Source organism: Paenibacillus sp. P22, assembly GCF_000469945.2.
GTDB classification, from domain to species: Bacteria; Bacillota; Bacilli; order Paenibacillales; family Paenibacillaceae; genus Paenibacillus_O; species Paenibacillus_O humicus.
Genome location: NZ_CBRA020000078.1, coordinates 16,689 through 43,124, shown reverse-complemented (window position 1 = coordinate 43,124; position 26,436 = coordinate 16,689). Strand labels below are relative to the sequence as shown.

Genomic DNA, 26,436 nt, shown 5'->3' with positions numbered 1-26,436 from the left:
ATGCGTACATAAAAGCGCGGTGATGGCGGTCCATTGCATAAAGCTCGTGCGGCGGGATGTGATGGCGCTGGAATATCGCATGGATAAACCAGGCCTCACCGCCCGCCTTTATCAGTTTTTTGCTTCTTGGACCATTTCGTCTTCTTTGCCGAAGCCGGACGACTCCATAATGGCCGCGAGTACCTTAATGACCTCGCCAGGAAGCAGCGCCTTCCCTACGCAATCAATCGCGTCAGAGGCGCCGTAATGCGCCTGCAGCGCTTTATCGCTAAAGTCCGGATCGACGCAACCTTTCGCGATAATACCGGCATTGAGCGCCCGATCGTCGAGCGACTTCGTACCTTTCGGACCTGGAATCGTTGCCTGCGCGCTGATCGTCTCAATCTCGTCATTGGTCAGGCAATCAGGGAGGCCGGGAAGCGGCGGACGGCTGCGGCGCGGTCTCCCGCCGCTCCATGGCGCCAGACGCCGAGAGCGGCTGCGGCTGCCGGGCTCTTTCCTTGGGCGAGCAGACTGCCGATGATGCCTGCGAGCACGTCCCCCGGTGCCGCCGGTCGCCATGCCCGCATTGCCGGTCGGATTCACGAAGCAGGTGCCGTCCGGAGCCGCGATGACGGTGCGGACTCCCTTCAGAACAAGCGTGACCCCGTGACCGGAGGCGTAGCGCCGGGCTGCTTCGATGCGGTTCCGCTGCACTTCCGGCGTGGACCATCCGGTCAGTCTGGACATCTCGCCGGGATGCGGGGTGAGGACGACGCCGCCCTGGCGGCGGGGCCAGGAAGCGAAGTCCTTTTCTGCGGCGAGATGGTTCAGCGCATCGGCATCCAGCACGAGCGGCAGCGATTCCGGCAGAGCTTCCCACAGCCGTCGCAGCCAGCCGGGAGGAAGCTTGCCGAGGCCGGGGCCGAGGACGAGCGAGTCCATCTCCGCAGCCGCGGAGGCGAGCTCGACGGGATCGACTTCCTGCCAGCCGCCGCTGCCTCCATCGTTAAGCGCAGCCAGCATGAGCTCCGGGCGCAGGCCGATGACGGCTTCCGCCATGCGGTCCGGCAGCGCCCAGGTGACGAGACCGGCTCCTGAGCGCAGCGCGGCTGTCGCGCAGAGCAAGCCGGCTCCGCTCATGAGGCGGCTTCCCGCAGCCGTCAGCACATGGCCGTACGTCCCTTTGTTGCTGTCGGCCTGACGTCGGTCATCCGGCTCCTCCCCCAGCGCATTCCGCAGCACGCGTTCAGACAGCATATGGACGGCTGGCAAGCCCAGGGCCGCAGCATCGAGAGAGGCGCCGATCGGAGCGACGAGGACGTCGCCGGCCATTCCGACGCCTGGATATTGGGCCAGGCCGATCTTGGCGAGGCCGAAGGCGACGGTAGCCGAAGCCTGGATGCAGGGATCCGATACGGCGCCTGTATCCGGTTCGACGCCGCTCGGCAGATCGGCCGAGACGATCGGCAAGCCGCTGCCGTTCGCTTCGCGGATCAGCGAGGCGACGGGCTCGCGGAGCGGGCCGGAGACCGTACCGGTTCCGAGCAGGGCATCGACGATGCCTCCGAAGCCGTTCCAGTCGATTGCGCCCGGCTCGTAGACTTGTTCATCCGGCTGGAGCGCAGCCGGAAGCTTGTGCAGCAGCCGGCGCTGGCGGACGGCTTCCTCGTCCAGCTGCTCCGGAGGAGCGGAATAGACGATGCGCGCCGGCACGCCGAGCAGCGCGAGATGCCTGGCGGCCGCGAGGCCGTCCCCGCCGTTGCGGCCCTTGCCCGTCAGAATGGCCCATGGCCGTACCTCGCCGCTGTTGCTGATCGTATGGACGCCGGACCGGCAGCTGCGGACAGCGCCTGTGCCCGGACTTCCCGGCAAGCGCCGGGCATACGGGCCTTCAAGCTCATGGCCGAGGGCGAATCGGTATACCGCCTCGGCCAATGCGCGGCCGGCGTTCTCCATCAGAGTCGCCGCCGTCAGGAGACCGCCTTCCATCGCTTTCTCTTCCAGGCGGCGCCTTTGCTGTGCGGTTGCGAGATTCATAGTCATCTCCTCCTTCTCGAGGCTGCTGCTTCCCTACCTCTCTTACCCTGGTTCGGATTCCTTCAATAAAATCCTTGTTCCGGAACGCAAAAAAAGCTTCCGCTTCCCGAAGGAAGCGAAAGCTTTCCGGCGTAGGCCCGTCCGGGACCGGACGGGCTTCGGCCTGCTGCTTATCCGTTCGCGCTGCCCCGTTAAGGGGTTGTTCTCCGGCCCGTAATGAGCGAGATGACGAACAGGATCAGGAAGATGAAGAAGAGGACCTTGGCAATGCCTGCCGCTGCGCCGACGATGCCGCCGAAACCGAAGATTGCCGCCACGATGGCGATGATAAGGAAAATAACTGCCCATCTCAACATGGGATTCACCGTACCCTTCATAAGTTAGTTTACGGATTCGACAGCCGGGCAGGACTGGATGCCTGCCCTTCTGTCAAACCCGCCGGACGACTGTGCCGTCCGCTGTTGTAGCAGTATTAACCGAGCCCGCAGGGGCCGAAACAACAGAGGGCATGCCTAAATTTTCCTACATCTATGACAAGATATTGCGAGAGACAAGGGCATGACGAGATAGGGCGGGAGAAAGGGGCGGGAGGCGCGACATTGCCCAGGACGCAGGGATGGATATCTCCTGCTGGGATCCGTGGCGGGAGTGGCCGCAGACCGGCTCAACAAGCTGCAGCTGATGCGATGGTGCGATCTGCTTACCGCTGCGCTGACCGCCGCCCTGCTGCTCGTTCCGAACATGTTCTGGCTGCTGCCGGTGCTCGCGCTGCGTTCCGCCGTTTCCGCGCTCAATGTGCCGGCCCAGCAGTCCTTGACCCGCAGCCTCGTGCGGGAGGATCAGCTGCTGCAGGCAGCCTCGCTGAACGGCCTCGTGAACCAGAGCTCCAAAATCGCCGGCCCCTTGCTGGGCGGATTGGCCTTGACGGTCCTTTCCCCCGCATGGTGCATCGGATTCAATGTCTGCATGCGGCTTTTCTCTTATGCCATGCTTTTGTTCATCAAGATCAATGCCATTGACGGGAAAGCTGCGGCCGTCTGCGGCTCTGCCCGCAATGGCAGCGATTCTTCTGAAGGCTGCAAGCCGCTGCCGTTCCGCCAAATGTGGAAAGAAGGCTGGAGCTTCATCCTCCGGAACAGGCTGCTGCGCAATACGATGCTGTTCGGCCTGCTCGGCGCGTTGTCGATCCAGATCGTCGATTTCCAGTTCGCAAGCCTGTTCCTCGTGCTTGCGCCCGACAAGGAATACATGCTCGGCTGGCTGGTTGCGGCTGCTGGAGCTGGCGCGGTTGGAGCTATCGCTCTCCTGAACAAGATCGGGCGCAGCCTGGGCTACGGCTTGCGTCTGGGCGGAGGGTACGCGATGATCGGCGCGGCGGTCGGGGGACTCGGTCTCCTGCCTCCCGGCGCCGCTGCGCTGCCGGTCCTTTTGCTCGGCCTGCTCCTCGGAGCCGGCAACGGCATGTTCATCATCGCCTTCAATTATTGCCTTCAGAAGGAGACGCCTCCGGGCATGACCGGCCGGGTGTTCGGCATCCAGAGCATGGTCCTCAGCACGGTCATGATCGCCGCTCCGCTGCTCGGCGGATTCCTGGTCGAGCTGGCCGGCCCTCGGGAAATCTTCGGCCGGTTCGGAGTTGTCATCCTTCTGCTCGGCGCAGCCGGAATCCTGCTCAGCCGCTGGCTTTGGCCGGCCGAACAGAAACGCGTGGATGCGGAGGCCTGAAGCTTGAAATCCGAGCCCAGTTTCGCTTCGCAGCCCGGATGGCCCTGCGGGGTGAACCCAAATTCGCTTCGCTGCCGGACGGCCCTGCGGGGTGAACCCAAATTCGCTTCGCTGCCGGACGGCCCTGCGGGGTGAACCCAAATTCGCTTCGCTGCCGGACGGCCCTTCCGATCGCTGTTGCCGCCAGATTTCCTGATTAGATTAATCCCAAAGTGGAAATCCGGCGGCAAAGGCGAACATTGTCATTTCTACAGGGCCATTCCGGATGCTTCGCTCCCGGGATCAACACCAGGTACCATTCCGGATGCTTCGCTCCCGGGATCAACACCAGGTGCCATTCCGGTGGCTTCGCTCCTGGGATCAACACCAGATGCCATTCCGGATGCTTCGCTCCCGGGATCAACACCAGGTACCTATTCCGGAGGCTTCGCTCCCGGGATCAACACCAGGTGCCATTCCGGTGGCTCCGCTTCCGGGTTCCACCCCAGGCGCCTTGCCGGTGGCTTCGCTCCCGGGTTCAATCCGTCGTCCTTCCTGCACCAGCATCAGCTTGCGACCAGGCTTCTCTCCAAGCCGAAGAGCAAGCCAAAAAGATCCCTTCCCGGCAGGAAACGGCATGTTGCCGCCAATGTCCACCGATGAAGGGATCTTTCTTTTCGCACAAGAACGATGGCTGCTCATCCACCCATCCGGATAAAATCGATCTCGGCCAGGTCGCCGATGATGCCGACCGCGGCGCGGGTGCCGCTGGCCGCCGCGACGACGATCTGCGACGGCGAGAACCCCGCCGTATCCCCCGCGGCATAGACGCCGGGGACGCTTGTGCGGCCGGAGCCGTCGGCCGAAACGGAGCCGTACGCATCGTGCGCGCAGCCGAGCTGGCTACCGAGCGGCGTGCCGAGCATCCCGTCCGGCGAGGCGAAGCCGCCGCTGCGGGCTATCCGGCTGCCGTCCTCGAAGACGACCTCGCGCAGCTTGCCGCCGCTCCCTTCAAGAGCGGCGATCCGGAGAGAGCTGACCTTCACTCCCCGGCTCTCCAGCGCATGCCTCTGCTGCATGGTCAGATTGGATGCCCCGTGGCTGCATACGAGCAGATCGCGGCTCCAGCCGAGCAGAAGCCGCGCCTGCTGGAACAAGCCGCTTCCCGTCGACAGCACCAGCAGCGGCTGCCCGCGAAACTCCCAGCCGTCGCAGTAAGGGCAGCTGAACAGGCTTTTGCCGTACATTTCCCGCAGTCCGGGAATGTCCGGGAACCGCTCCTGCAGTCCTGCGGCAAGCAACACCGTGCGGGCGGCGGCGGAACCCCCGGCCGCGGTAAAGACACGGAAACCTCCATTGACCCTCTCCACCGAGACGACCCGGCTCTTGCTCAGCCGCACCGAAGGATATTGCGCCAGTTCATTGCGGGCGAGGGTGCGGAATTCCTCAGGCGCAATCCCGTCTCTCGTCAGATAGCCGTAGCTGGCCTCCGTCACGGAGTTGCGCGGCTGATGATCGTCGAGCAAAAGGACCGACCTTTGCGAGCGGCCCAGCATCAAGGCGGCGCTCAAGCCCGCAGGCCCGCCGCCAATGATTGCGCAGTCCCAATCCATCCCCCTAAGCCCCCTTCCTTGCTACTCTAACCTTATTAGGAAAACAGCAAGCCTAGAAGGGAACGGCCCGACAAAAAGGCGGAGACGAAAACGGGCTCCCCCGCCTTCATCCCCGCCTTGGCGGATCTGCTTTCTGACTCCGTGAATGCCTTCGTCCCGACGCTTACTTCCGTCCCGTAACCGGTACCGCGGCTCCGTAATACTCCTCCAGCGTGTCTCCGCTTTCAGCAAGCTTGGCGGCCAGTTCCTTGCCTACGAAGCGGATATGCCACGGCTCGTATTTATAACCCGTAATGGATTCCTTGCCTTCGGGATAACGGATGATGAAGCCGTATTCCGCCGCATGCGCCGCCAGCCACTCCGCTTCCGGCGTACCGCCGAAGCAGCTTTCCGCCGCGCATTTGCCGTCCGTTCCGGACATGTCGATCGCAAGTCCGGTCTGGTGCTCGCTATGCCCCGGCCGTGCGCTGTATTTGTCCGCAGCAGCGACTCCGTCTTTTTTGACATAGTTGTCATACAGCGTTTTTTGTCTCGTTTCCGAGCGGTAGCCCGACACCCCAGCCAGCGAGATTCCGTCTTTCTTCGCACCTGCCACCAGCTTCTCCAGCGCCCCGGCAGCCTCCTTGCGAAGCTTGCGCTTGTCGATCTTTTCGCTGAAGGTGAACGGAATGTCCGGGTAGACGAGGTCATCCGGCACGTAGCCCTTCGGCAGGCGGAACTCCTTGTTGATCAGGGCCGCCACCGTATCGGCCTGGGCCGCAACCTGTTCGGACGGCTGCCCGGAGACAGCGGTTCCTTGTCCATTCTTGTCCCCTGCCGGCTTGTCTGTGCCGCCCTTGGAGCCGGATGGATTCGCCGCTTCGCCTGCATTTGTGTCCTCTGCATTCGCTGCCGCTCCGCCTCCCGCAGCTTCGCTGCCGTCATTGGCTGCCGGATCCTGCGACGGCGACGGAGAGGCCGTCTGCACATTTCCAGCAGCCTCGTTGACTGCCGAACCCGTTCCCGGAGCGGAGCTGTCGGAGCAGGCTGCTGCCGCCCAGGCGGTAAGGGCAAGCAGAAGCGCTGCCGCAATTCGTTTGTTTCGGTTTTTCATCATCGTCGTTCCCCTTTGCTGTATGAGATCCGCCTCCCGGCGAGCCTGTCTTAAATGTCGAATGAATGGTTGTTAATCTTCTGAACGATCCCGAAGCAGGAAATGTTTCAGCCTCCATGCCCGTCCTCCATCGTACCAAACTGCAGCGGGGGATGGAACAGGGAGCCGCAGGCGCCGCTGCAGGAATATGCCGCAAGTTCCATTTGAACGAAACGGCTAGGAAGTTTATGCTTAGTTTTGGAAATGCTATAGCTTGAGAGGAGTATGTTTCATGTCCCATCTATTCGTGTCGCCCTTCGAAATCAGGCTTGGCGACGGCGGCATTATCCGCGGCGAAGTGCGTGCGGCCAAAAAGCCGGGAGATCGCCCGGCGCTGTTCCTGGCCCATGGCTTCAAGGGCTTCAAGGATTGGGCTTTCATGCCCTATGCGGCCGAGAAGCTGGCCGAAGCCGGCTTTGTCGCCATCACTTTCAATTTCTCCCGCAACGGAGTCGGCGAGCAGGATTTCGATGAGCTGTCCAAATTCGGCTACAACACCTACACCCGCGAGCAGGCCGACTTGGCGGAAGTCCTCAAAGCCGCGATCGGCGGCAATCTGCCCCACGCGGGCTTGATCCAGCGGGCTAAGCTCGGCATGATCGGCCACAGCAGAGGCGGAGGCAACGCCCTCATCTTCGCCGCCGAGCATCCGCTCATCCGGGCGGCCGCTACCTGGAACGGCATCGCCCGCGCCAACCTGTTCGACGACGCCTTCGAGGCCAAGGCCCGCGAGGAAGGCGTCGCCTACGTCACCAACTCACGGACTCGGCAGGAAATGCCTGTGCGGCGCGAGTTTTTCGAGGATCTGGACGCCAATAAAGACCGCTTCGACATTCCCGCCCGCCTCGCCGGACTCCGGATTCCGGTCTTGATGATTCAAGGAAGCGACGATGCTCCCCGTCTGGTCGAAGGCTTTCACCGCCTGCAGGAAGCGGCGCCCCATCAGCCCGCGATCGAGCTGGAAGGAACCGGCCATACGTTCGGCGCCGTTCATCCTTTTGCCGGCACGACGGAGGCGCTGGATCAGGCTCTGAATGCCACGATCGACTTTTTCAAAGCCAATTTGTAGAAATTTCATGTTCCGTTAAGGTAACCCGGCATGGATTTTGATATTATTCTCGCAGCAAGCAATATCCAGAATCCATTGCATTCACCACTCTTTGAAGGATACAGAAGGGAGTCAATCGTTTCATGGCAGATAAGGACAAGGATCCCAAGGATCATCTCGATCCGGTCGATCCAAAACAGGACGAGCATCTTACATTGGAAGATACGGCAACGAACGAGGGCGTCGAATTCGCTGGCCGCAGCGGCGACGAGCATCGCGAAGAAACGCTTCAAGCCGAGGATATCGTCGAGGAGGAGCGCGCCGAGGAATCCCTCCGGCAGGCCGAGAACGACGCCGAAATCCATACGGCGGATCCCGAGCGCGCATTCGGTTCGGTGCCGGTCACGGAAGGAAGCGCGGTCAACACCTCCGCTGGAGCGGCTGATCTGCCGCTGATGGACGGCGACGGATCGGGTCCTCGCCGCAGCGGAGCCGCTGCCGGTTGGATGATCGCTTCGCTCCTGCTGGCAGTGGCGCTCGTCATCGCGCTGGTCAGTCTCTTCAACGGCAGCGGCGGCGCCGCATCGGGCGGTACGGTTGCCACCGTCAACGGCGAGAAGATCTCGAAGGACGAGCTGTACGAGGCGATGGTTCCTTCCGCAGGCACGACGGCTCTGGACAGCCTCATCACGATGAAGCTCGTCGACCAGGAAGCCAGCAACAAGAAGATCGAGGTCACCGAAGATGAAATGGCCAAAGAGCTTGCAGACGTCAAGAAGAACTTCGGCAGCGAAAGCGCGTTTAAGGACGCATTGAAGCAGGCCGGCTTGTCGGAGGACGTTCTCAACAACCAGCTGCAGATGCAGGTGCAGCTTCGCAAGCTGCTCAAGGACAAAGTCAAAGTAACCGATGCGGACATCAAGAAGTATTACGATGAGAACAAAGCTTCCTTCGCAACCGAGGAACAGGTGAAAGCCTCCCATATTCTCGTCAAGACGAAGGAAGAAGCCGACGCCATCGAGAAGCAGCTCAAAAACGGCGGCGACTTCGCGGCGATTGCCAAGGAAAAATCGACCGATACCGGCAGCGCGGCGAATGGCGGCGACCTCGGTTACTTCGGCAAAGGCGCCATGGTTCCGGAATTCGAGAAGGCAGCCTTCGACCTTAAGGTCGGCGAAATCTCCGCACCGATCAAATCCGACTACGGCTACCATATCATCAAAGTCATCGACCACAAGCAAGCCTCGACGCCTACGCTGGAAGAGAAAAAAGCGGAGATTACGGAATCGCTTGAATATCAGCAGCTCGGCACCTTGTCCCAGACGCTCATCACCGACCTCCGCGGCAAGGCGACGATTACGAATTCGTTTGAAGAGAAAGAAAATGCGGCCGCCAACACTGGAGCAGCAGAAAACAGCGCCGGCGCCGAAAACGCGGCAGCGAACAACAGCTAGGCAGGCACGCTGGAAAGCAATAAAAAGGCTTCCGGAGCCATCCATGAGGATGGGCTTCGGAAGCCTTTTTTGATCGGTGCGAATGGTGACTCAAGGGGCGCCCGTCCGGCTTGAGCTCATCGGCACGGAAGCGGAAGCGAAACCGCCCCCGCTTAAGCCGAACCGCCAACCGTCCCGGCTTCCCGACGCTACATCGTCGTATCCTTGCGGACACGGCGCCGCGCAGCGCGGCTCCGCCTCAGCAGGCCCAGCACGGATACATGCGCCGGAGCAGCATAATAGCCCGCATCCTCATCGGGAGCCAGCAGCACTCCGAGCTGGTGATGTTCGCCCGCATACCTGGCCCGCTGCAGAAACTTGAGTTGTCCATCGGCATTGAACACTTCCATCCGGCAAAAGGCGGAGTTTATATGCAGTGCAGCATGCAGGTCTTCCTTGGTCCTTACCTTTTTCCCGTTCACCTTGTGGAGCACTTCGCCCGCTTCGAGGCCCATCTCCTCTGCCGGCGTTCCCGGCACGACTCCGAGAATGCACAAGCCCCGCTCGTCATGGACGAAGCGCGGCTGACGCTGACGCTCCCGCATCGATCCAAGCACGATGAGCGCTTCATGAAGCCCGAGGGAAAGCAGCGCTGCAACCGGCACGAGCGGCTGCGCATATGCGGCACCGAGCGCGGCCGCAGCCAGCACGGCACTGTAGGCGAGCAGCCGGCGCGACGTAAGGCGGGCCTGGAGCTTCGGCAGCTCCGAGCGCGTCAGGTCGGTGAAGCCGATGATGGCCGGAAGCGCGATGACCGTCCAGCCGCCCTCCCATGCGGAGCCGCCGAGCAGAGGCGTCCATGGCAGCGAGGCCGCCGCCGAAGCGGATGGCACCAGCAGAAGCAGCGGCACCGGCCAGTAGCCCTGCAAGGCGTAGCCGCCGATCAGCTTGCCGCGCTTGCCCTCGAGGAACAGCGGCGAGGAGAACCGGGCGCCATCCCGGCGGACGAGCAAAGCCTCGGCCGCATGCAGGCCGGCAACGAGCAGCAGCAGGCCGGGAATATCGAGGTTCTCCAGCGAGAGAGCGGCTCGTCCGAGCCAGCTGCCCGTCCCGTCCGGCAAGCCGAGCAGGCCGCTGAGCCATTGCAGCAGGCCGAGCACGCCGGCGCTATAAGCGAAACAGAGATAGCGGACGCGGACGAGCATGAGCAGGGCGGCCGTCCCCCACAGCCAGAGCGCGGCGGAAGGCGTCAGGCTCATGCCGATGAAGGCTGCGCCAGCCGAGAGGGCGGCTCCAGCGAGCAGGCCGCTCCAGACGGCTCGGCCGAGCAGCTTGGGCCAGGCATGCAGGCGCACATGGAAGAGCTTGCGTTCCGTTCGGGTCTGACGAATATAAGAGAGAATGATCAGCAGCAGCGCAAAATAATAAAACGGCTGGGACAACAGCCTGACGGCCGCTGTCCCGTAATGACGGAGAATCTCCAAGGCCGTGTCCACAGCAAGCACCTCATTTTCAAAAGAATGACTCCCAAAAGCGTACCATCCAGTCGTATTGTTTTCGACAACGAAAGGCCGAAATCCTCCCCGCGGAGAATTTCGGCCTTGATTTGCGCGGCGGCTTCGAGCCGGTGAAAAGGGGCTTCCTGATCCCTGCCGCAAGGGCTTATTGCTTCCGGGCTCCCTTGCTGGAGCGGAGCGCCTGCGCCGCAGCCTCCAGCTGGGTATCGTGGCTGCCGCTGCGCACCCAGTCGCGAACGGCCTTCTCCAGCTTTTCCTGCGTAGCCGAATCGGCCGAGCCGGTCTCCCGGAGACCGCATTGCCGCTGGAACGCCTTCACCGCGGCAGCCGTCCCCTCGCTGTAATAACCGTCTGTTCGTCCGGGCTTGTATCCGAGGCCGACGAGCATCGCCTGCAGCGTCTTCGTGTCCTCGCTGATGGCATCTCTCTGCGGCTCTCCCGACCTCGACAGTCGGGACACCGTATATAAAGCCGGAGGCTTCACCTGAATATCCGGGCGGATGCTTCATGATGGATCCAGACGCCGTTCGGCGTCAGCCATTTGGCGATCGTCATCTTGACGAGCCCGCCTTCCAGGTTGCGGTCATAGCTGACCTGGACCGTTCCCTTGCCGAAGGAGGTCTGGCCGACGAGCACGGCGTCCGCCGACTCCTTCAAGGCGCCGGCCAATATTTCCGATGCGCTGGCGCTTCCCTTGTTGATCAGCACAGCGACGGGATACGGCTTGCCTTTTCCATTGGAGAGGATCTTCTCGGCGCGCTGTCCGCGCTGCTGGACTTGCAGGATCGGCTTTCCTGCCGGGATGAACGGCTCGGATATCTTTTCCACCACCGGCAGAATGCCTCCCGGATTGTTGCGGACGTCGATCACGAGCCCTTTCAGCTTCCGCTTCTCGAGCTTGTTCAGCTCCTCTGCGAAGCGTTCGGCCGTGTTCAGCGAGAACTGCCGAATCTCGATCAAGCCGACGCTCCCCGGAAGCAGGCGGGCCTCCACGGTTTCCACGTCGATCTCTTCCCGCACGACGGTAACGGTCATCGGCTTGCCGCTGCCGGCGCGCTGGATGACGAGGACGGCCTTGGAGCCCTTTGGACCGCGCAGCTTGGCTACCGCCTCCGAGATCGGCAGGCCTCCCAGACTGATGCCGTTGACGGACAGGATGACATCCTTCGCCTGCACGCCTGCCCGCTCCGCCGGCGACCCCTTCATCGGCGAGACGACGGTCAGCCTGCCCTCTTCCAGGGACACCTCCGCTCCGACGCCTCCGAACGCCCCTTCCACCGTCTCCGAAAACTGCTTGGCTGCAGGAACGTCCATATAGGTGGAGTAAGGATCTCCAAGCGACTCCATCATCCCGCTGAGCGCCCCGCTCACGAGCTTGGCGCGGTCAACCGGTTCATAATACTGCTTCTGGATCAAATCGAGCACCGTATTGATTCTCTGCAGCTCTTCCTTGCTCAGGCCGCCGGACTGCGGCTCCGCGGCTTCCGCCGGCTTGGCCGGAGCATGGAGCGGCGCCGCCGCCGGGGCGGCTGCTCCGGCTGCTTGAGGCAGCGCCAGGACGATCGCCGCCGCCGCGCCCAATGCGGCTGTCCTTCGGACCATCCGCAGTGACAATGACTTCATACCGTTCTCCTCCTCGGTTGCTGTTTCGTTCCAGACCTGCATGAGAATTCTAGTATGCGACAACGGCCCGGGTTTTATTTGGCAGCAGCGGGAAAAGAACGGATCCTCCCCGGCCTCGCGGCTTCGGATTCGACCTAAACAGAACGTCTCGAGGAGCAGCAAGCCGCCTCGACGCCGAGCAGGAGCGACGGTTCTCGGGTCGAAAAGCAAGCCGCTGCCGGCGTCAAGCAAGGCGGGATGCGTCTGCGGCGGGAGCCGCTCGCATCGGACCGGGAACAAAAAAGCTCCCCGCAAAAGCGGGAAGCTTTCCGTCTTCGCAATCCGCTGCCGCGAGAGGAGATCGCAGGCGGCGGATGTTTATTTCAAATAAGGCAGCGGATTGACCGGCGTTCCGTCCTTGCGCACTTCGAAGTGGAGATGATTGCCGGTCGAATTGCCGGTCGAGCCGACTTCGGCGATGAGCTGGCCGCGCTTCACGGTCTCGCCCTTCTCCACCTTGATGCCGCCATTGCGGATATGGCCGTATATCGTCCACAGGCCGCCGCCATGATCGATGACGACGCAGTTGCCGTACCCGGTCCACCACTGCGCGACGAGCACGACGCCGGATTCGGCCGCGTAGATGTTCGTTCCTTCCGGAGCCGCCATGTCGGCGCCGGCATGGAGCTTGCGCTTGCCGGTGATGGGATGGATCCGATAGCCGAACGGCGAGCTGATGCGGTAGCTTGCCTTCAGCGGAACGCCAAGCTTGCCGCCGGTGTAATACGTCTTGAGCGCGTTTTTCTTTTTGATCAGCGCGGACTCCTTGGCCGCCAGGTCCAGCAGAAGCTGCTCCTGCTCCTCGCTGATCTCGCCAAGCTCCTCCAGCTTGTCGTCGTACGCGGCGATCAGCTGCTGCTTCTCCGATTCCTTGTCCGAGAGCACCTGCTGGTAATCGGCTATCTTCGCGTACAGCCCCTTGACCTCGGTGAGCTGGGACTCCACTTCCTGCTTCTTCTCCTCGACGAGCTCCTTGTCGTGCCGGCGCTCCTCCAGGATGACCTTGTCCTGGCTCATCATCGTATGAAGCGAGTCGAGGCGGCTGAGGAAATCCGCGAAGCTTGCCGCATTGAGCAGAACCTCCAGGTAGCTGACCCTGCCGTTCATGTATGTCATCCGGATCCGGGACTGCAGGCGGTCGTCCTGCTTGCCGATCCGCTTCTCGGCATCGTCGAGCTCCTTGGCCGTCCGCTGCAGATTTTCGGTCGTGTCGCGAACCTCGTTCTGAACCTGGCTGAGGCGGGTGCCGACGGTGTCGATCTCCGCCATGACGGTTTTGAGCGATTCCGCCGTCTGGACCTTCTGCACCTGCACGGTCTTGGCATCCTTCTCGGCCTGGTTGCGGTTATGGGAAGCGGCCTGCATCTGGTCGCGGACCTGCTTGATTTCCTTGTTGATCTTGTCCACCTGCGAGGCCGCCTCTCCGCCCGCCGGAAAGACGGTCAGGGCCAGGACAGCCGCAAGACAGGCGAGAATAACCCTGTTCTTCTTCATCTGCGCTTGCATCCTCCTACACTTTCAAATAACGGCGTACCGATAATACGCTGCCCCATACGCCAAGCAGCGTGCCGATGCCGATCGTAAGCAGCGCGATGATCGGAGCGGCCTCCTGAATCGTGACGAGCCTGATGCTCATGAGGCCCAGCTCGAACTCGGACTGCTGGAACAGCTCCCGGTAGCCAAGCAGGATGACGGCGGCCGTCAAGGCAGAGGAGAAAAATCCGATAAGCGCGCCCTCAACGAAAAAGGGCCAGCGGATAAACGCATTGGTCGCCCCTACCAGCTTCATGATTCCGATCTCCCGCTGGCGGTTGATGATCGTCGTCTTGATCGTCGTGGCAATGAGGAACATGGCTGTGACAGCCAGTCCAGCGACGAGGATCAGGCCGATGTTGCGCACGGCGTTGGTCACCTTGAACAGCGTCTCTACCTGTCCCTGGCCGTACTTGACCCGCAGGAACGGGGAAGGATCCTGCCCCGCGCCGAGCGCTTCGATCTGGCCGGCTGCGGATGCGATCGTCTGCGGATCGTACACTTCGATGACAAAGGAAGCGGGAAGCGGATTGTCTTCGCCTTGATAGTCCTGCAGCAGCTGCTTTCCGTCGCTGCCCATCATCCGGCTCATTTCCTCCAGATTCTGCTGCTTGGTCCGAAACTCGACGCTCTTGACCTCGGGGATATTGCGGATCCTGGTCTCCAGCGAATCGATCTGCTGCTGCGCCGTGTCCAGCTGCAGGAAGGCGCGGATCTCCACCGTGCTCTCCAGCTGGTCGGCCAGCTTGTTGACGTTGAGCGCGAGCAGGACGAAGACGCTGAGGATGAACAGGGAAATGAAGATCGAGCTGATGGAGGCGAAGCTCATCCAGCCGTTGCGGAAGATGTTCCGCACGCCTTCGCGCATGTGGCGCAGGAGGGTTCTAGCCTTCATAGCCGTAATCCCCTCTCAGCTGGTCGCGCGCGATGACGCCGTTCTCGATGGCGATGACGCGCTTGCGAAGAGAGTTCACGATCTCGCGGTTATGCGTCGCCATCACGATGGTCGTGCCCCTGAAGTTGATTTCCTCCAGCAGGTTCATGATGCCCCAGCTCGTCTCGGGATAGAGATTGCCTGTCGGCTCGTCGGCCACGATGACGCTGGGATTGTTGACGATCGCGCGGGCGATCGCCACGCGCTGCTGCTCGCCGCCGGAGAGCTGAGCCGGCAAATGGCCATGCTTGCCGCCTAGGCCGACAAGCTCCAGAACTTCCATCGTGCGCTTTTTCATCAGCTTGCGGGGAGCTTCGATGACCTCCATCGCGAACGAAACGTTCTCGTAGGCGGTGAGCTTCGGAAGGAGGCGGTAATCCTGGAAGATGACGCCGATGTTGCGCCGCACATAAGGAATCTTGCGCGGCTTGAGCTTGCCTATATTGAAGCCGTTCACGAAGAGCTGCCCCTTGGTCGGGTACTCTTCCCGGTAGATCAGCTTCATGAACGTGGACTTGCCGGCGCCCGAAGGCCCGACGATGTACACGAAGTCATTGCGGTCGATGACGACCGAGATCCCGCGCAGCGCATGCGCGCCGTTGGGGTAGGTCTTCCAGATGTCCATCATTTCAATCACGGGTGTTCTCACATCCTGTCTGTTTTCCGCTTATGAATGTTCGACAGAAAAGGCTTATTTCCTCTCCTGCAGGAAGGGATTTCCTTAATTTTCACAATTCTCATCTGCATGTCCGGTCCGCAGTACCGGATTCGACAACCATCCCTTTGCCGCCTTGTCGAACAAGGGAGAGAAACTCCCTCTCTTTACATCGGTAAAAGAGCAACGATTTGTAGATAAATGTCGAGAAAACCTTATATGTCCCGCCAAAAAAACAACAAAAGGCACGGCGCGCCGATCGGCGTTCCGTGCCCCGCAATTCCGCTGCTGCCTCGCAGTCAATCCTGATCCCAAACCCCGGACAATGAGATCGGGATCCGGTATGGTCGCTCGATATAATTCGGATAGCTGCCGATCGTGAACGTGAGCGGCTGCTTGTAGGCGCCCGCCTTGTACTTGAACGCCAGAGTCTGGTTCGTCTCGTCGGAATTCGCGCTTACCGAGGATCCCAGCTGCTTGTCTTCATGCCGGCTTCCGCTCCCGTCCACGAACGTTCCGTCCAGCAGATTGTAGCTCATGTTGTCGTCCTTGCGGCCCGTATCCAGATGGAACCGCAGCTGCAGCTCCCCGCCGCTCTCCGTCGATCCCAGCAAAGTCACCTTGTCGTCCGGAGCCTTGAGCAGCAAGCCCTTCTCCGTGTCGATGACGATCTCATTCTTGCCCTTATCCAGAGCCCGGAGCCAGGTTCCCGTCAAATACAGAGCCTGCGGCTTGCGGAAGTAGCTGCTCTGGAAGGTGAAAATGGTCCGGTCGGGATCGTTCGTCCCGGAGCTCATGGAGGGAACGGACCATTCCTTGCCGGCATCGTCCACCAGCTTCATGTCGCCTCCGCCGAAAATCTTCATCGTATTGCTCTTCGCAAAACGCGCTTCGATTTTGATCGTAAGGGGAGAGATGACGGCCCGCTCGAAGATGATCTTCTGTCCGGCGGCTTCCAGCGTATAGTCCATCGGGACGGAGCGGGAATGACCCCCGAACTTCGCGGTGTCTACCGCGAACGCCACCTTGTACTTCTGGCCGCGGAGCGTGAGCACGACGCCCAGCTTATCCGGCAGCGGCTCCTCCTTGCTGAACAGAATGGAGATGTTCTCCATATTCTCGGAACCGTCCGCTTGGCCCGTGACGTTCCCGGATGAGCCGTAGCCGACCTGCAGTTGCCGGTCCGTCCCGTCCGTCAGGCTCAAATCATGCAGCTCGACCTGTTCATCGGAGCGCAGGCCCTTGATGCTGTACAGCAGGTTCATCCGGAACTCGTCCGCGACGATGCCCTCCACGGTGAATTTGAGCCCGCCATGCTCATCCGACAGCCCTACCTTCTGCATGTAGTCGTTATCCACCGCGTCCAGAATGGATTGGTCGTTGGCATACTGTTGGCGGATCGCGTCCACCAGCGGGGCCATTCCCGGAATCTGCCTCACGGCAGACGCGAATGCCGGGGATACGCGGATCGTCACGAGACAGACGAGGAGCAGGAGGCAGGCGGCCGAAGCGGCATAAATTCTCCGGCGGACCGTCCTTCGCCTTCCCCGCTTCCTTTCCTTGCCGGCTGCAAGTCCCGCCCTAATCGCTGCGTCCGCCCGTCCTGCGAGAACAGGATCCATCCCCCTATCTTCGGCCAGAACGGAAAAGTCCGGCTGCTCATCCTTCATCCCGCGCCTCCCCCTCTCTCATCCATGCTCTCAGTTTCGCCAGCGCCCTGTTCAGCCAGGTCTTCACCGTGCCCTCCGGCTTCCCCAGCAGCCTGGCGATTTCCGTCAGCGTCATATCGTCGTATTATTTGAGAATGACGACCTGCCTGAGCTTCGGCTCCAGCTCGGCGATGGCCTCCTCCATCCGCAGCCTGTCCTCGATTCCAGGCATTCCGAATTCCGCAGCGGGAGCCTCGGGCAGCCATTCGGCCGGTCTCTGCCTGCGGCGCCGCTTCTGCTCGTCGATGCAGACGTTCATCAGAATCCGGATGAGCCAGGTTTGGAAATAAGCCGGTTCCTTGAGCTTGCCCAGCTTCATGTACGCCCGCAAGGTCGTCTCCTGAATGGCTTCCAGCGCCGCTTCCTCGCTGCGCAGATAGGCCAGGGCGATCCGCAGCAGCCGATCCCGCGAATTGCCCATCAGCTGCAGGAAGGCGCCTTCGTCGCCCGCGCGGGCTTGGGCGGCCAACGCCGCGGCGCTGTCCTTTGCTTTTGCTTCCGATAAAACCGGTGTCGTCGTTATGTCGTCCAAGCCCTTCCCTCCCTATCTCCGCATTAGACTTCGAGCGCCGTCAAACGGTTTTGACCGCAGCAAAAAAAAGCCGGCTTCGGGCTGGCTTGCCGTGGCGGCCTGCAGCATTCCCCTGAGACAGCGGCTTGCCGCGCTTTCTTCTCCGCGTCTCCTTCCACTGACGCGCTCCCTCATACGGACAGCATGTCAGCGGAGGAGGATAGAGCCTGTGCGGAGCCATATCCGTGAATTTCCTCGAAAATAAGGTCCGCAGGCCGAGGATGAGGCTGCCATTGAGCCTTATTTTCCAGCAATGCGCAAGCGAACGCAAATAGGGCCCGTTCGGAGCCCTATTGCTCTTCTATCAAACCAGGTGCGCTAAAAAAAAGAAGAAGCTTCCCCTGGGTCATGCTCGTGACCCAACGGACAGCCTCTTGAATTCTCTTCCGAGCCGTCCAGCCGGCAGAGGTCGGACGCTTGCCCGGCAATCAGCCCTGCTCGACCTCCAGCTGCTTCAGCGGCTGCGTCGCCGGTCCCTCCAGCACGGTGCCGTCATAGCCGAAGCGCGAGCCATGGCACGGGCAGTCCCACGAGCGGTCCCCGGAATTCCACCTGCACTCGCAGCCCATATGCGTACAGGTCGTATCCACGACATGCAGCGCTCCTTGCGAGTCGCGATAGGCGCCGGCGCGCTTGCCCTTGACCTTGACGACGGCGCCCTCGTCCGGCTCCAGCGAATCCGGCGTCCGGGACGGAGCGTCCAGCTTGCCGGAGATAAGCTCCCCGGCGACGTTGGCGTTCTGGGCCACGAACGTCTTGAGCGACGGATCGGCCTTGAAGCGCGAAGGCTTGAACAGCTCCAGATGCTTGCTCTGGCCGTTCGCGACGAGATCGTTCACGATCAGCGCGGCGAGCGTGCCGGTCGTCATTCCCCATTTGTTGTAGCCGGTGGCGATGAGCAGATTGGGATGCTTGCCCGTGATCGGCCCGATGTAGGGCACTTCGTCGAGGGTGACGAGATCCTGCGCGGACCATCGGTATGGAATGCTCTTGGCTCCGAGCAGAGAATCTCCGAATTGCTCCAGCGCCTCGAAATGCTGGATCATCGGAATGCCCTGGCCCGTCTTGTGGTTGTCTCCGCCGACAAGCACGACCCGCTTGTCTCCCAGCTGCGCCGAGCGCAGCGAGCGGACGGTGCTGCCCGCGCTGATGAACATGCCGCCCGGGAAAGGCTTCTCCGGCTCGACCGCGACGATGTAGGAGCGCATGGCATGCAGCCGGGAGAAGAAAAAGCCGCCGCCGTCCGTGAAAGGGAAATGCGAGGCCGAGACCGCCCAGCTGCAGGAAATGGTGCCGCCCGCTTCCGTCTCCACCTGCAGGCGCCCGTTGTCGTCCTCCTTCACCTTTCCGCTCGCGGTCGTATTTTCGTATACCTTGAGCCCGTGGCGCTGCGCTTCGGCCAGCAGCTTCTTCAAGTATTGCAGCGGATGGAACTGCGCCTGGCCCGGCAGCTTGATCGCGCCTTTCTCCGACAAGCCGTCCAGCGGAAGCTTGTCCGTCCATTCGCCCGGTATGCCGATGGTCTGATAGGCTTTCCACTCCGTATGCAGCTGCTTCAAATCCGCATCGTTATCGGCATAAATATAGGCGTCCTGAGTTTCCAGACCGCAGTCGATGCCGAGCTCCGCCACGATTTGCGTCATCCATTTCAACGCCTCGTCGTTGGCATCGAAATACTGCTTGGCCTGCTCCTTGCCGAAATGCTGCAGCAGCTTGTCGTAGATCATGCCGTGCTGGGCTGTGATTTTGGCGGTCGTATGTCCGGTCGTCCCATCCAGAAGCCGGCCCGCCTCCGCAAGCACGACCTTGAGCCCCTGCTTGCTGAGCAGGTAAGCCGCCGTTATCCCCGTGATGCCGCCTCCGATGACAGCCACATCGGCTTCCACGGTGCCGCGCAGAGATTCGAATTGCGGCAGCTCCTCCGTTGCCCTCCACATCGATTCCGGGTAGCGGGGAAGCTTACTGGATGAAGAAGGATTGCTGTTGTCCATGATTGAACCTCCCATAGGCTGGATTTCCTATTTCTTTTATTCCCACAACCCGACGGAATCAAAACCCGGCGTATAATAAGGAATAGAAAGAAGGTGCCGGAATGGGAATTTCCTTTTACCGAGAATCGGCCTTGCCCTTTCTGGAGGCCAAAGCCTGCTCGTCGTACGATTTCGGCTGCCGGAAGCATTTCCACGAGGAGCTGTCCGTCGGAATCGTGCGCAAAAGCTCCACCGCCGCCTGGTATGACGGCCGAACGGCCAAGCTGGAAGAAGGCGCCCTGATTTCCTTTCCGCCGCTGCTTCCCCATGCGTGCAGCCCGGAGGCCGGGAGCGGCTGGTCCTACGACATGCTGTTCATCTCCCCGGAATGGACGGACTCCTGGCTGGAAAACCCTCTGCCCCTGCGCCGGCCGCTGCTGGCGGATGGACAGGCGGCCGCAGCGTGCAGTTCATGGGTTTCCGCCGCCATGTCCGCCATGAGCGGAGGCGGCACGCCGCTGGAGATCGAGACTCCCGTCATCGGCCTGGTGAAGGCGCTGGACCGGCTCGCCGGCGCGCAAGAGGCGCCGCTGCTCCGCCGCGGCGCGGAGAAAGCCGCCCTGCGCCGAGCGAAGGACTTCATCCATGAGCATTTCCGGGAGAAGGTGACGCTGGACATGCTGGAGCGAGCGGCCGGCCTCAGCCGCTACCATTTGATCCGCTTGTTCAAGCTCGAATGCGGCCTGCCGCCTGCCGCCTACCAGAACATGCTGCGGCTCAACCTCGCCAAAAGCGAGCTGGCCCTCGGGGAAAAGCCGCTCGCGGAAATCGCCCTGGAGGCCGGCTATTACGACCAGAGCCACTTCAGCCGGTCGTTCCGGGCCCATGTCGGCGTTTCCCCGTCACGCTATGCTTCCTCTTGAGCAGCCAGCGGGCAGCAAGATCGTACAAGACGCCTCCGCCTGTTCGCCTTATCGTAGGGGAATATCCCTGCAGCAGGAGGAGACCGCCTCATGTCCATTTCAACAGCCGAACAAGATTTTGCCGCCGCCCTGAAGTCCATCGCAAGAAACCCTGACATCAAGTCCCGCTTGCTTCAATCGCCCGAGCTGCACCGCATCCTCAGCCGGGCTGCCCGCCGGTTCACGGCCGGTGACAGGCGCGAGCCCGCCGTCGGGACCGCTGCCGCCCTGGCCGGGCGCGGGTATGCCGTTTCCCTGGAACATATCGGCGAGAATACCGGCTCGGAGCCGGAATGCGAGCTGGCGGTGCAGGAATTCTCCAGGCTGATCGATGCTTGCGTGAAGCAAGGCCTGAACAGCCGGATCTCGCTCGATCTGTCCCACATCGGCCTGTCCCTGGACCGCGGGCTTGCGCTGCGCAATCTGACCGCTCTCGCAGAGAAAGCCTCAGCCGCCGGGCTCCAGCTGTTCGTCAGCATGGAGGAAGCCGCCAAAACCTCCTCGATTCTGGACGTCTACCGGGAAGCCGCCGAGCGTTCCGCGAATCTCGGCATCACTCTCCAGGCGCAGCTGCCGCGCTCGCTCGGCGACCTCACGCTGCTGAAGGACGCGCCCGGCGCCGTGAGAATTGTCAAGGGAGCCTACCAGGAGCCGGAAGGCGTCTCGATTCCCCGCTCCGGCCAGCTGGACGCCCGCTATCTGGAGCTGGTCGGCCTGGCTCTGGAGCAGGGCAAGCAGACATCCATCGCCACGCATGACCGGAATTTGATCCGGGAAGCGGACGCTCGCGGGTATGTCCGGCATCCGCTGGCCGAGCTCGAGATGCTGTACGGAATCGTCCCGGAGTCGGCGCGGGACTGGAAGGAATCCGGCGTCTCGACCCGGATCTATGTCACCTATGGGGAGGAATGGTACTTGTACCTGTGCCACCGGATCGCCGAGCATCCTCCCAACCTGTATGACGCCGTCACCGACATGATCCGGGGCGGGAGCAGCGTATTGGAAGCTTACTGAAAGCGAAAACAACCGGCGGGCATCCCGCCGGTTGTTTTCGTTCGGCTCTATGTGCACCGATGGCTCCATTGGCCCTGTCTGCACCGATGGCTCCATAGGCACTGACTGCCTGGTCAGGATGGGGCCGGGAGACGCCTACACGAACGTTTTCGTGTCGTTGTTGCGGCCGAACTTGTAGGCCGCGACGAGGAAGAACACCAGAGCGAAGGCTGCCAGCACGGCCAGGTTGATCGCGATCCGGCTCGTATCTCCGGTCTGCAGCTCGTCGATCGATTGGAGCACCCAGCGCTGCGGCATGAAGTCGCCGATCTTGCGGATCGTGTCCGGCATGATCGAGATCGGGAAGAAGCAGCCGGCCAGCAGGCAGCTCGGCGTAATGATGAGGTTCGACATCGCCCCGGATACCGCCGAGTTTTTGGAGAAGGCGACGATCACGAGCGAGAGGCTGACGGAGACGAGGGCGAACAGGATGAGCATGCCCCCGAGCTGGGCGATCGGAAGGCCCGGGTCGACGCCGAAGACGTAACGGAGAGCGACCAGAGCGACGGCCACTTGCACGACCATGACGGCGATGTTGACCAGGACGTTGGCGAGCACGTACGAGCGGGCGCTGATGGGGGAAGACAGAATGCGGTAATACGTCCGGTCTTCGCGGCTCTTCAGGATGATTTCCGACAGGTTGACGGCCGCGGTCATCATGAACAGGATCAGGAATCCGATGGACTGGACCGACATCGCCTTCGTCAGGGATGTATCGGCGACTTGCTGCGTCTCGAGCTTGAACCCTCCGCCGCGGTAATCGGCATACAGCTTGTCGAAGGCGGCCCGGTCCCCGCCGGCTGTGCGGCTGATGGCAGCCGTATTGTCCAGGTATGCGTTCAGCATGCCTTTGATATACGCCGTCACGGTCTGGCCTTTGACGGATTGAATGGCGATCCCTTCCGGCTTGCCGGCCGCCACGCTGTCGGAATAGCCCTTCTCCAGAATCAGGCCCGAGTCCAGGTCCGCCGAAGCCAGCTTCTTCTTCAGCTCCTCCCGACTCAACAGCGTCGTCTTCACATGCTGCAGGCTGCTGACGTAGGCCGCCGTATCGGCGGCGATGACGGCGCTGCCGTCCTCATTGGCGATGCCGACGCGCAGCACCTGCTGTCCCGCGCTGCCATAGAGCATGATGGAGCCGATCACTCCGATGATCGGCAGCCCCACGTAGACGAGCAGGCTGCTCTTTTTGCGGAAGGTGTTCTTCAAGGTATGGACGGCCACCCACCATATATCTCTCCACATGTTACAATCCCTCCCGCTTGCTCATCATATAGGCCGAGGCTGCCAGCAGCAGCGCGGCAAGGCCGGCGTTGAGGCCGATGGTCTGAAAGACCTGGGTGTTGTCGCCGAGGTAGATCATGTTGTTCAAGGCCATGTTCGCCCACCGGATCGGGGACAGGCTGGCGGCGATGCCAAGCAGGCTGTTCTTCTCCACGACTCCAAGCGGGAAGTACGCGCCGCCGAAGAAGGAGGCCAGCTGCACCGCCAAGGATATCAAGCCGCCCGATGCGCTCGACTTCAGAAGATAGCTGAGCGCAAGTCCCAGGCTGGTCGACAGCACGACGACGGAGAGCAGGACGAGCAGGACGAGAGGCAGATTGTCGCCCCAGTACGCATGGTAGACGACCTTGCTGAACGTAATGACGACGAGCACGCAGAGCATGTTGACCGCCAGATTGCCCAGCACCTTGCCGGCAAAAATCTCTCCCTTGCGCACGGGAGCGGCCACCAGGCGCGCTGCCGTGCCCTGCCTGATCTCGCTCTTGACGAGGCTGGCCGCCGACATCGCACCCCACAGGGCGATCATGACGGTCAGCGCGACCGCGTAGTAATCCATCGAGCCCGGCATGCGGTCCAGATCCAGCGACAGTTCCTTCACGTACCCGCCGGAAGGCGCCGGCTGGAACGCGGAGGCAGCCTTGGCCGGATCGGCCGCCGCGATGGCGGCTGCGGCATTGTAGCGGTCGGCATAGGCCGAGAGCATGCCCTGCGTCATGTTGCTCGCGACGGCGTTGCGGTCGCTGCCGTACAGCTTGATGCCGCTGTTTGCAACGATTGCATAGTCGTCATAGTTGTTTTTCTCCACTTCCGCCGCCCCGTCCATGCCTGGCTTCACGTCCGTGAAAACAAAGCCGGATTTCTCCATCTCCGCCCGGAATCCCGCAAATCCCTGCTGCGCGGCGCCGCTGCTCAGATCCTGGACCAGCACGCGGATCGTATCCATGGAAGCTGTCGTGCTGAACGCATTCGTAAGGGCCGTGCCGAGCACCAGCATCAGGACAAGCGGAAAGGCGAGCATGAAGAACAGCGTGCGCCGGTTCCGGAAGCTCAGAAGCATTTCCTTGAGCGCGATTTGGATCACATTCATCTCGACCCCTCCTATTGGTCCCGCAGGCTGCGGCCCGTCAGCGTCAGGAAGACCGTCTCGAGATTCGGTTCTTCTTCCTGCAATGCCTTCACTTCGGCGCCGCCGTCCATCAGCGACTTCAGAATCCGGTTCAGATTGTCCACGGCCGCGTCGCTCTGAATGCTCAGACGCCCCTCCTTCTCGTTCACCGCGCGCACGCCGGGAATCTCGCTGAGGCTCTGAAGGCTGTAAGCCGAGCCCGGCTTCAACTCGATCGACAGATCCTTGACATCGGTGATGATCGCCTTGAGCTGCTCCTTGGTGCCGTCCGCGATGATCTTGCCGTGATCGACGATGGCGACCCGGGAGCAGATTTCTTCGACTTCCTCCATGTAATGGCTCGTGTAGATGACCGTGCAGCCGGATTCGTTGAGCTTCTTCACCGACTCCAGAATGTAATTCCGGGACTGGGGATCGATGCCGACGGTCGGTTCGTCCATGATGATCAGACTCGGCTTGTGCGCGATGGCGCAGGCGATGTTCAGCCGGCGCTTCATGCCGCCGGAGAAGGTGGACGGGCGGCTCCGGGCGCGGTCGCCGAGGCCGACGAATTCGAGCGCTTCTTCGGTCCGCTCCTTCAGCAGCTTGCCCCGCAGGCCGTAGAGGCCGGCGAAGAAGGCCACGTTCTCGTAGGCGGTCATGTCGTCGTAGATGGCCAGGTCCTGCGGCACGATGCCCAGGTTCGTCTTGGCGTGGCGGCTATGCTTGCGGCTGTCCTTGCCGAGGATGCGGATCTCACCCGCGCTCGGCTGCAGCAGCGAGGAGATCATGTTGATCGTCGTGCTCTTGCCCGCTCCGTTGGAGCCGAGGAAGCCGAAGATTTCGCCTTCCTTCACGTTCAGAGTCATATTGTCCACCGCGACGAAATTCCCGAATTTTTTGGTCAGACCTTGAATTTCCAGCACGTTCATGATCCCCACTCCGTTTCCCTCATCCATTTGATGCTCTCAGTATAAGAAAAAAGGATGCCCCTATGTCAGTGCATAAGTTCACCCTTTGGCTATGAGAATTCTCATGTTCATGCGGAGGGCAGCCGTCCGGGGGACCATGAAATTCTTCATGCATCCCTCCATTATTGCGCAGGCTTGTCCCCGTACGGAAGCAGCGTCGTAACGCTGAAGCCGCGGCTGCCGTCCGCGACGACGGTGCCTCCGACCGAAGCGGCCCTCTCCTCCATGCCCTTGAGTCCAAGCCCCTTGACGATCTTGTCCTTGCCCCGCCCGTTGTCCGTCACGACCGCCTTGATGTAGCGCTTCAGCACGCTCACCTCGACATGGACGGCCGTCGCGCCGCTGTATTTGAGAACATTGGTGAGCGATTCCGTCACGTTGTCCTGGATGATCTTCCAATAAAGAGGTCCGATGGATTCCAAATCTCCGTTCCCGCTGACGCCGGCCTGCAGGCCGCTGCTCATCCCGAAGCTCTCGACCTTCTCCCGCAGCCGGCTCATCCCGAGCTGCTCCGTCGGCGGCTTGAGGCGATGCAGCGTCAGCCGGATTTCCTCGATAGCCCCCTTGGAGATGCCGATCGCATTGTCCAGCAGCTGCCCCGCCCGCTCCGGATCCCGCGCCAGAAGCCGTTTCGCCGCCTCCATCTGGATGAGGGCGCCGGTCATGGAGTGGCCGACGCCGTCATGGATTTCCTGCGACAGCCGGTTGCGCTCCTCCAGCTTGTGCGTGTACTCGGAGCTCCGCTGCAGCTCCTGCCCGTCGCTCAGGCGGCGGGCCAGCTTCTCCTGCTTCATGCGCAGCCGGTCCAGCTCCTCCTCGAAGCCGATAGCCTTCATGAGCTGCGCCGAGTACAGCAGATAGTGGAACCAGGCCGCAACGGCCACGAAGATATAGCCGGCAAGCAGCCCGTCCCGAAGAAAGAGCAGAGGCAGGAGCGATCCCGCCTGCAGCATGGCTCTCCGCCTTCCGTGGAGAAAGGCCAGCTCGCAGGCGCTGAAAGGCAGCAGCAGCACGAACAAGGGACTGCCGTATGCGCTCGCGGCGAGCAGGAACAGGATGACCGAGCCAATGGCGCCGGTTTTGGCTTTGATCGGGCCGAGCAGGCGGACCGCCATGCTGAGCGCGATATAGAGAAGCGCGAGCAGCATGAGCAGCGACGAATGCGCCGCGGTCACGTCCGCGAAATAGGCTGAAGCCATGATGAAGGCCAGCGCAAGCAGCTTGTTGCCCATCGTCCACAGCTGCATGGCGTCAGGAAAGCTTGCCCGTGAGGTAGTAGATCGCGATCTGCGTCCGATGCTCCAGGGCTGTCTTGTTCAGAATGGAAGTGATGTAGTTGGCGATCGTGCCCTCGGAGATGAACAGCTCGCGGGAAATTTCCTTGTTGGACAGCCCCTTCGCGATCCGGGCCATGACTTCGAGCTCCCGCTCCGTAAACAGGCTGCGGTCGATCGCCGGCTCCGGTGCTCAAGCGCTGGGCGCGCAGGCTGCCGGGCTACGGAAGCCGCTCCCAAGGAGCCGGCCTGCTCCGGCTCGGCAAAATCGGCTCCTTCTGTCTGCC

The 26,436-nt window shown here is 61.7% G+C and carries 24 protein-coding genes and 2 pseudogenes; 5 read left to right on the top strand and 21 right to left on the bottom strand.

The features are described from left to right. Positions 1-111 precede the first annotated feature (111 nt). From BN871_RS26860 to BN871_RS26855, 4 genes and pseudogenes are all read right to left on the bottom strand, one after another. Positions 112-357: a phage tail assembly chaperone gene (locus tag BN871_RS26860; RefSeq protein WP_232313000.1), complete on the bottom strand. Its 246-nt coding sequence runs from the start codon at positions 355-357 to the stop codon at positions 112-114. Between the two features lie 38 nt (positions 358-395). Beyond that, positions 396-569, bottom strand: coding sequence for an NAD(P)H-hydrate dehydratase (locus tag BN871_RS29910; RefSeq protein ID WP_332310216.1), 174 nt, complete (start codon positions 567-569; stop codon positions 396-398). A 31-nt stretch (positions 570-600) separates the two neighbouring features. Beyond that, a pseudogene (locus tag BN871_RS12445) lies at positions 601-1,971 on the bottom strand (NAD(P)H-hydrate epimerase); the annotation flags it as partial. Positions 1,972-2,210: 239 nt separating this feature from the next. Next, the gene (locus BN871_RS26855; protein WP_048746322.1) at positions 2,211-2,375 is read right to left on the bottom strand and encodes a DUF1328 domain-containing protein; all 165 of its coding nucleotides are present in this window, start codon (positions 2,373-2,375) and stop codon (positions 2,211-2,213) included. Positions 2,376-2,667: 292 nt separating this feature from the next. Here BN871_RS26855 and BN871_RS12435 point away from each other — a divergent pair, with 292 nt between their 5' ends. Continuing rightward, a complete protein-coding gene (locus tag BN871_RS12435; RefSeq protein WP_053086977.1) occupies positions 2,668-3,744 on the top strand; it encodes an MFS transporter in 1,077 nt (358 codons plus the stop codon). A gap of 677 nt (positions 3,745-4,421) precedes the next feature. Here the strand turns inward: BN871_RS12435 and BN871_RS12430 are convergent. Both BN871_RS12430 and BN871_RS12425 read right to left on the bottom strand, forming a co-directional pair. Beyond that, positions 4,422-5,336: an NAD(P)/FAD-dependent oxidoreductase gene (locus BN871_RS12430; protein WP_021881330.1), complete on the bottom strand. Its 915-nt coding sequence runs from the start codon at positions 5,334-5,336 to the stop codon at positions 4,422-4,424. 163 nt (positions 5,337-5,499) lie between these two features. Beyond that, a complete protein-coding gene (locus tag BN871_RS12425) occupies positions 5,500-6,429 on the bottom strand; it encodes a M15 family metallopeptidase (protein ID WP_048746338.1) in 930 nt (309 codons plus the stop codon). A 271-nt stretch (positions 6,430-6,700) separates the two neighbouring features. Between BN871_RS12425 and BN871_RS12420 the strand changes: the two genes are divergently transcribed. Both BN871_RS12420 and BN871_RS12415 read left to right on the top strand, forming a co-directional pair. Beyond that, positions 6,701-7,537: a S9 family peptidase gene (locus tag BN871_RS12420; RefSeq protein WP_048746320.1), complete on the top strand. Its 837-nt coding sequence runs from the start codon at positions 6,701-6,703 to the stop codon at positions 7,535-7,537. A gap of 122 nt (positions 7,538-7,659) precedes the next feature. Further along, the gene (locus BN871_RS12415; RefSeq protein WP_049868330.1) at positions 7,660-8,970 is read left to right on the top strand and encodes a peptidylprolyl isomerase; all 1,311 of its coding nucleotides are present in this window, start codon (positions 7,660-7,662) and stop codon (positions 8,968-8,970) included. Positions 8,971-9,158: 188 nt separating this feature from the next. Here the strand turns inward: BN871_RS12415 and BN871_RS12410 are convergent, their stop codons facing one another. The 10 genes from BN871_RS12410 to BN871_RS12370 form a co-directional block, all read right to left on the bottom strand. Next, positions 9,159-10,445, bottom strand: a complete 1,287-nt coding sequence (locus BN871_RS12410; RefSeq protein WP_048746318.1) for a PDZ domain-containing protein — start codon at positions 10,443-10,445, stop codon at positions 9,159-9,161. 166 nt (positions 10,446-10,611) lie between these two features. Beyond that, complete coding sequence (locus BN871_RS27680) at positions 10,612-10,926, bottom strand: peptidoglycan-binding protein (RefSeq protein WP_157060282.1); 315 nt, start codon at positions 10,924-10,926, stop codon at positions 10,612-10,614. Between the two features lie 20 nt (positions 10,927-10,946). Beyond that, positions 10,947-12,089 (bottom strand): S41 family peptidase, encoded by a 1,143-nt coding sequence (locus BN871_RS12405; protein ID WP_198158041.1) that lies wholly within the window; start codon positions 12,087-12,089, stop codon positions 10,947-10,949. 357 nt (positions 12,090-12,446) lie between these two features. Further along, positions 12,447-13,622 (bottom strand): murein hydrolase activator EnvC, encoded by a 1,176-nt coding sequence (locus BN871_RS12400; RefSeq protein ID WP_048746312.1) that lies wholly within the window; start codon positions 13,620-13,622, stop codon positions 12,447-12,449. A 16-nt stretch (positions 13,623-13,638) separates the two neighbouring features. Continuing rightward, positions 13,639-14,556 (bottom strand): permease-like cell division protein FtsX, encoded by a 918-nt coding sequence (ftsX, locus tag BN871_RS12395; protein WP_048746310.1) that lies wholly within the window; start codon positions 14,554-14,556, stop codon positions 13,639-13,641. Beyond that, positions 14,546-15,232 carry a cell division ATP-binding protein FtsE gene (gene ftsE / locus BN871_RS12390; RefSeq protein ID WP_048746308.1) on the bottom strand — a complete coding sequence of 229 codons (687 nt, stop codon included), beginning with the start codon at positions 15,230-15,232 and terminating at the stop codon, positions 14,546-14,548. The genes ftsX and ftsE overlap by 11 nt, the downstream gene beginning before the upstream one ends. A gap of 317 nt (positions 15,233-15,549) precedes the next feature. Further along, positions 15,550-16,920 carry a DUF4179 domain-containing protein gene (locus BN871_RS12385; protein ID WP_021881346.1) on the bottom strand — a complete coding sequence of 457 codons (1,371 nt, stop codon included), beginning with the start codon at positions 16,918-16,920 and terminating at the stop codon, positions 15,550-15,552. Then, on the bottom strand, positions 16,910-17,035 hold the full coding sequence (locus tag BN871_RS29025; protein ID WP_021881345.1) for an RNA polymerase sigma factor: 126 nt from the start codon (positions 17,033-17,035) through the stop codon (positions 16,910-16,912). Before BN871_RS29025 ends, BN871_RS12385 begins: the two co-directional genes overlap by 11 nt. 9 nt (positions 17,036-17,044) lie before the next feature. Further along, the gene (locus tag BN871_RS29020; protein WP_021881344.1) at positions 17,045-17,491 is read right to left on the bottom strand and encodes a sigma-70 family RNA polymerase sigma factor; all 447 of its coding nucleotides are present in this window, start codon (positions 17,489-17,491) and stop codon (positions 17,045-17,047) included. Between the two features lie 467 nt (positions 17,492-17,958). Further along, entirely contained in the window at positions 17,959-19,521 is a 1,563-nt protein-coding gene (locus tag BN871_RS12370) for an FAD-dependent oxidoreductase (protein ID WP_048746304.1), read from the bottom strand. A 101-nt stretch (positions 19,522-19,622) separates the two neighbouring features. On the opposite strand from BN871_RS12370, the gene BN871_RS12365 reads away from it, so the two are divergent. Both BN871_RS12365 and BN871_RS12360 read left to right on the top strand, forming a co-directional pair. Beyond that, positions 19,623-20,423, top strand: coding sequence for an AraC family transcriptional regulator (locus BN871_RS12365; RefSeq protein ID WP_048746303.1), 801 nt, complete (start codon positions 19,623-19,625; stop codon positions 20,421-20,423). A 90-nt stretch (positions 20,424-20,513) separates the two neighbouring features. After that, positions 20,514-21,476, top strand: coding sequence for a proline dehydrogenase family protein (locus BN871_RS12360; RefSeq protein WP_048746302.1), 963 nt, complete (start codon positions 20,514-20,516; stop codon positions 21,474-21,476). A 135-nt stretch (positions 21,477-21,611) separates the two neighbouring features. On the opposite strand, the gene BN871_RS12355 is transcribed toward BN871_RS12360, so the two are convergent. The 5 genes and pseudogenes from BN871_RS12355 to BN871_RS26850 all read right to left on the bottom strand — a co-directional run. Continuing rightward, entirely contained in the window at positions 21,612-22,760 is a 1,149-nt protein-coding gene (locus BN871_RS12355) for an ABC transporter permease (RefSeq protein ID WP_021881508.1), read from the bottom strand. A gap of 1 nt (position 22,761) precedes the next feature. Continuing rightward, positions 22,762-23,886, bottom strand: a complete 1,125-nt coding sequence (locus BN871_RS12350) for an ABC transporter permease (RefSeq protein ID WP_021881507.1) — start codon at positions 23,884-23,886, stop codon at positions 22,762-22,764. Between the two features lie 11 nt (positions 23,887-23,897). After that, positions 23,898-24,836, bottom strand: a complete 939-nt coding sequence (locus BN871_RS12345) for an ABC transporter ATP-binding protein (protein WP_048746334.1) — start codon at positions 24,834-24,836, stop codon at positions 23,898-23,900. 161 nt (positions 24,837-24,997) lie between these two features. Next, entirely contained in the window at positions 24,998-26,122 is a 1,125-nt protein-coding gene (locus BN871_RS12340; protein WP_048746301.1) for a sensor histidine kinase, read from the bottom strand. A gap of 4 nt (positions 26,123-26,126) precedes the next feature. Continuing rightward, positions 26,127-26,336 (bottom strand): annotated as a pseudogene (locus tag BN871_RS26850) (response regulator transcription factor); the annotation flags it as partial. Between the last annotated feature and the right edge of the window lie 100 nt (positions 26,337-26,436).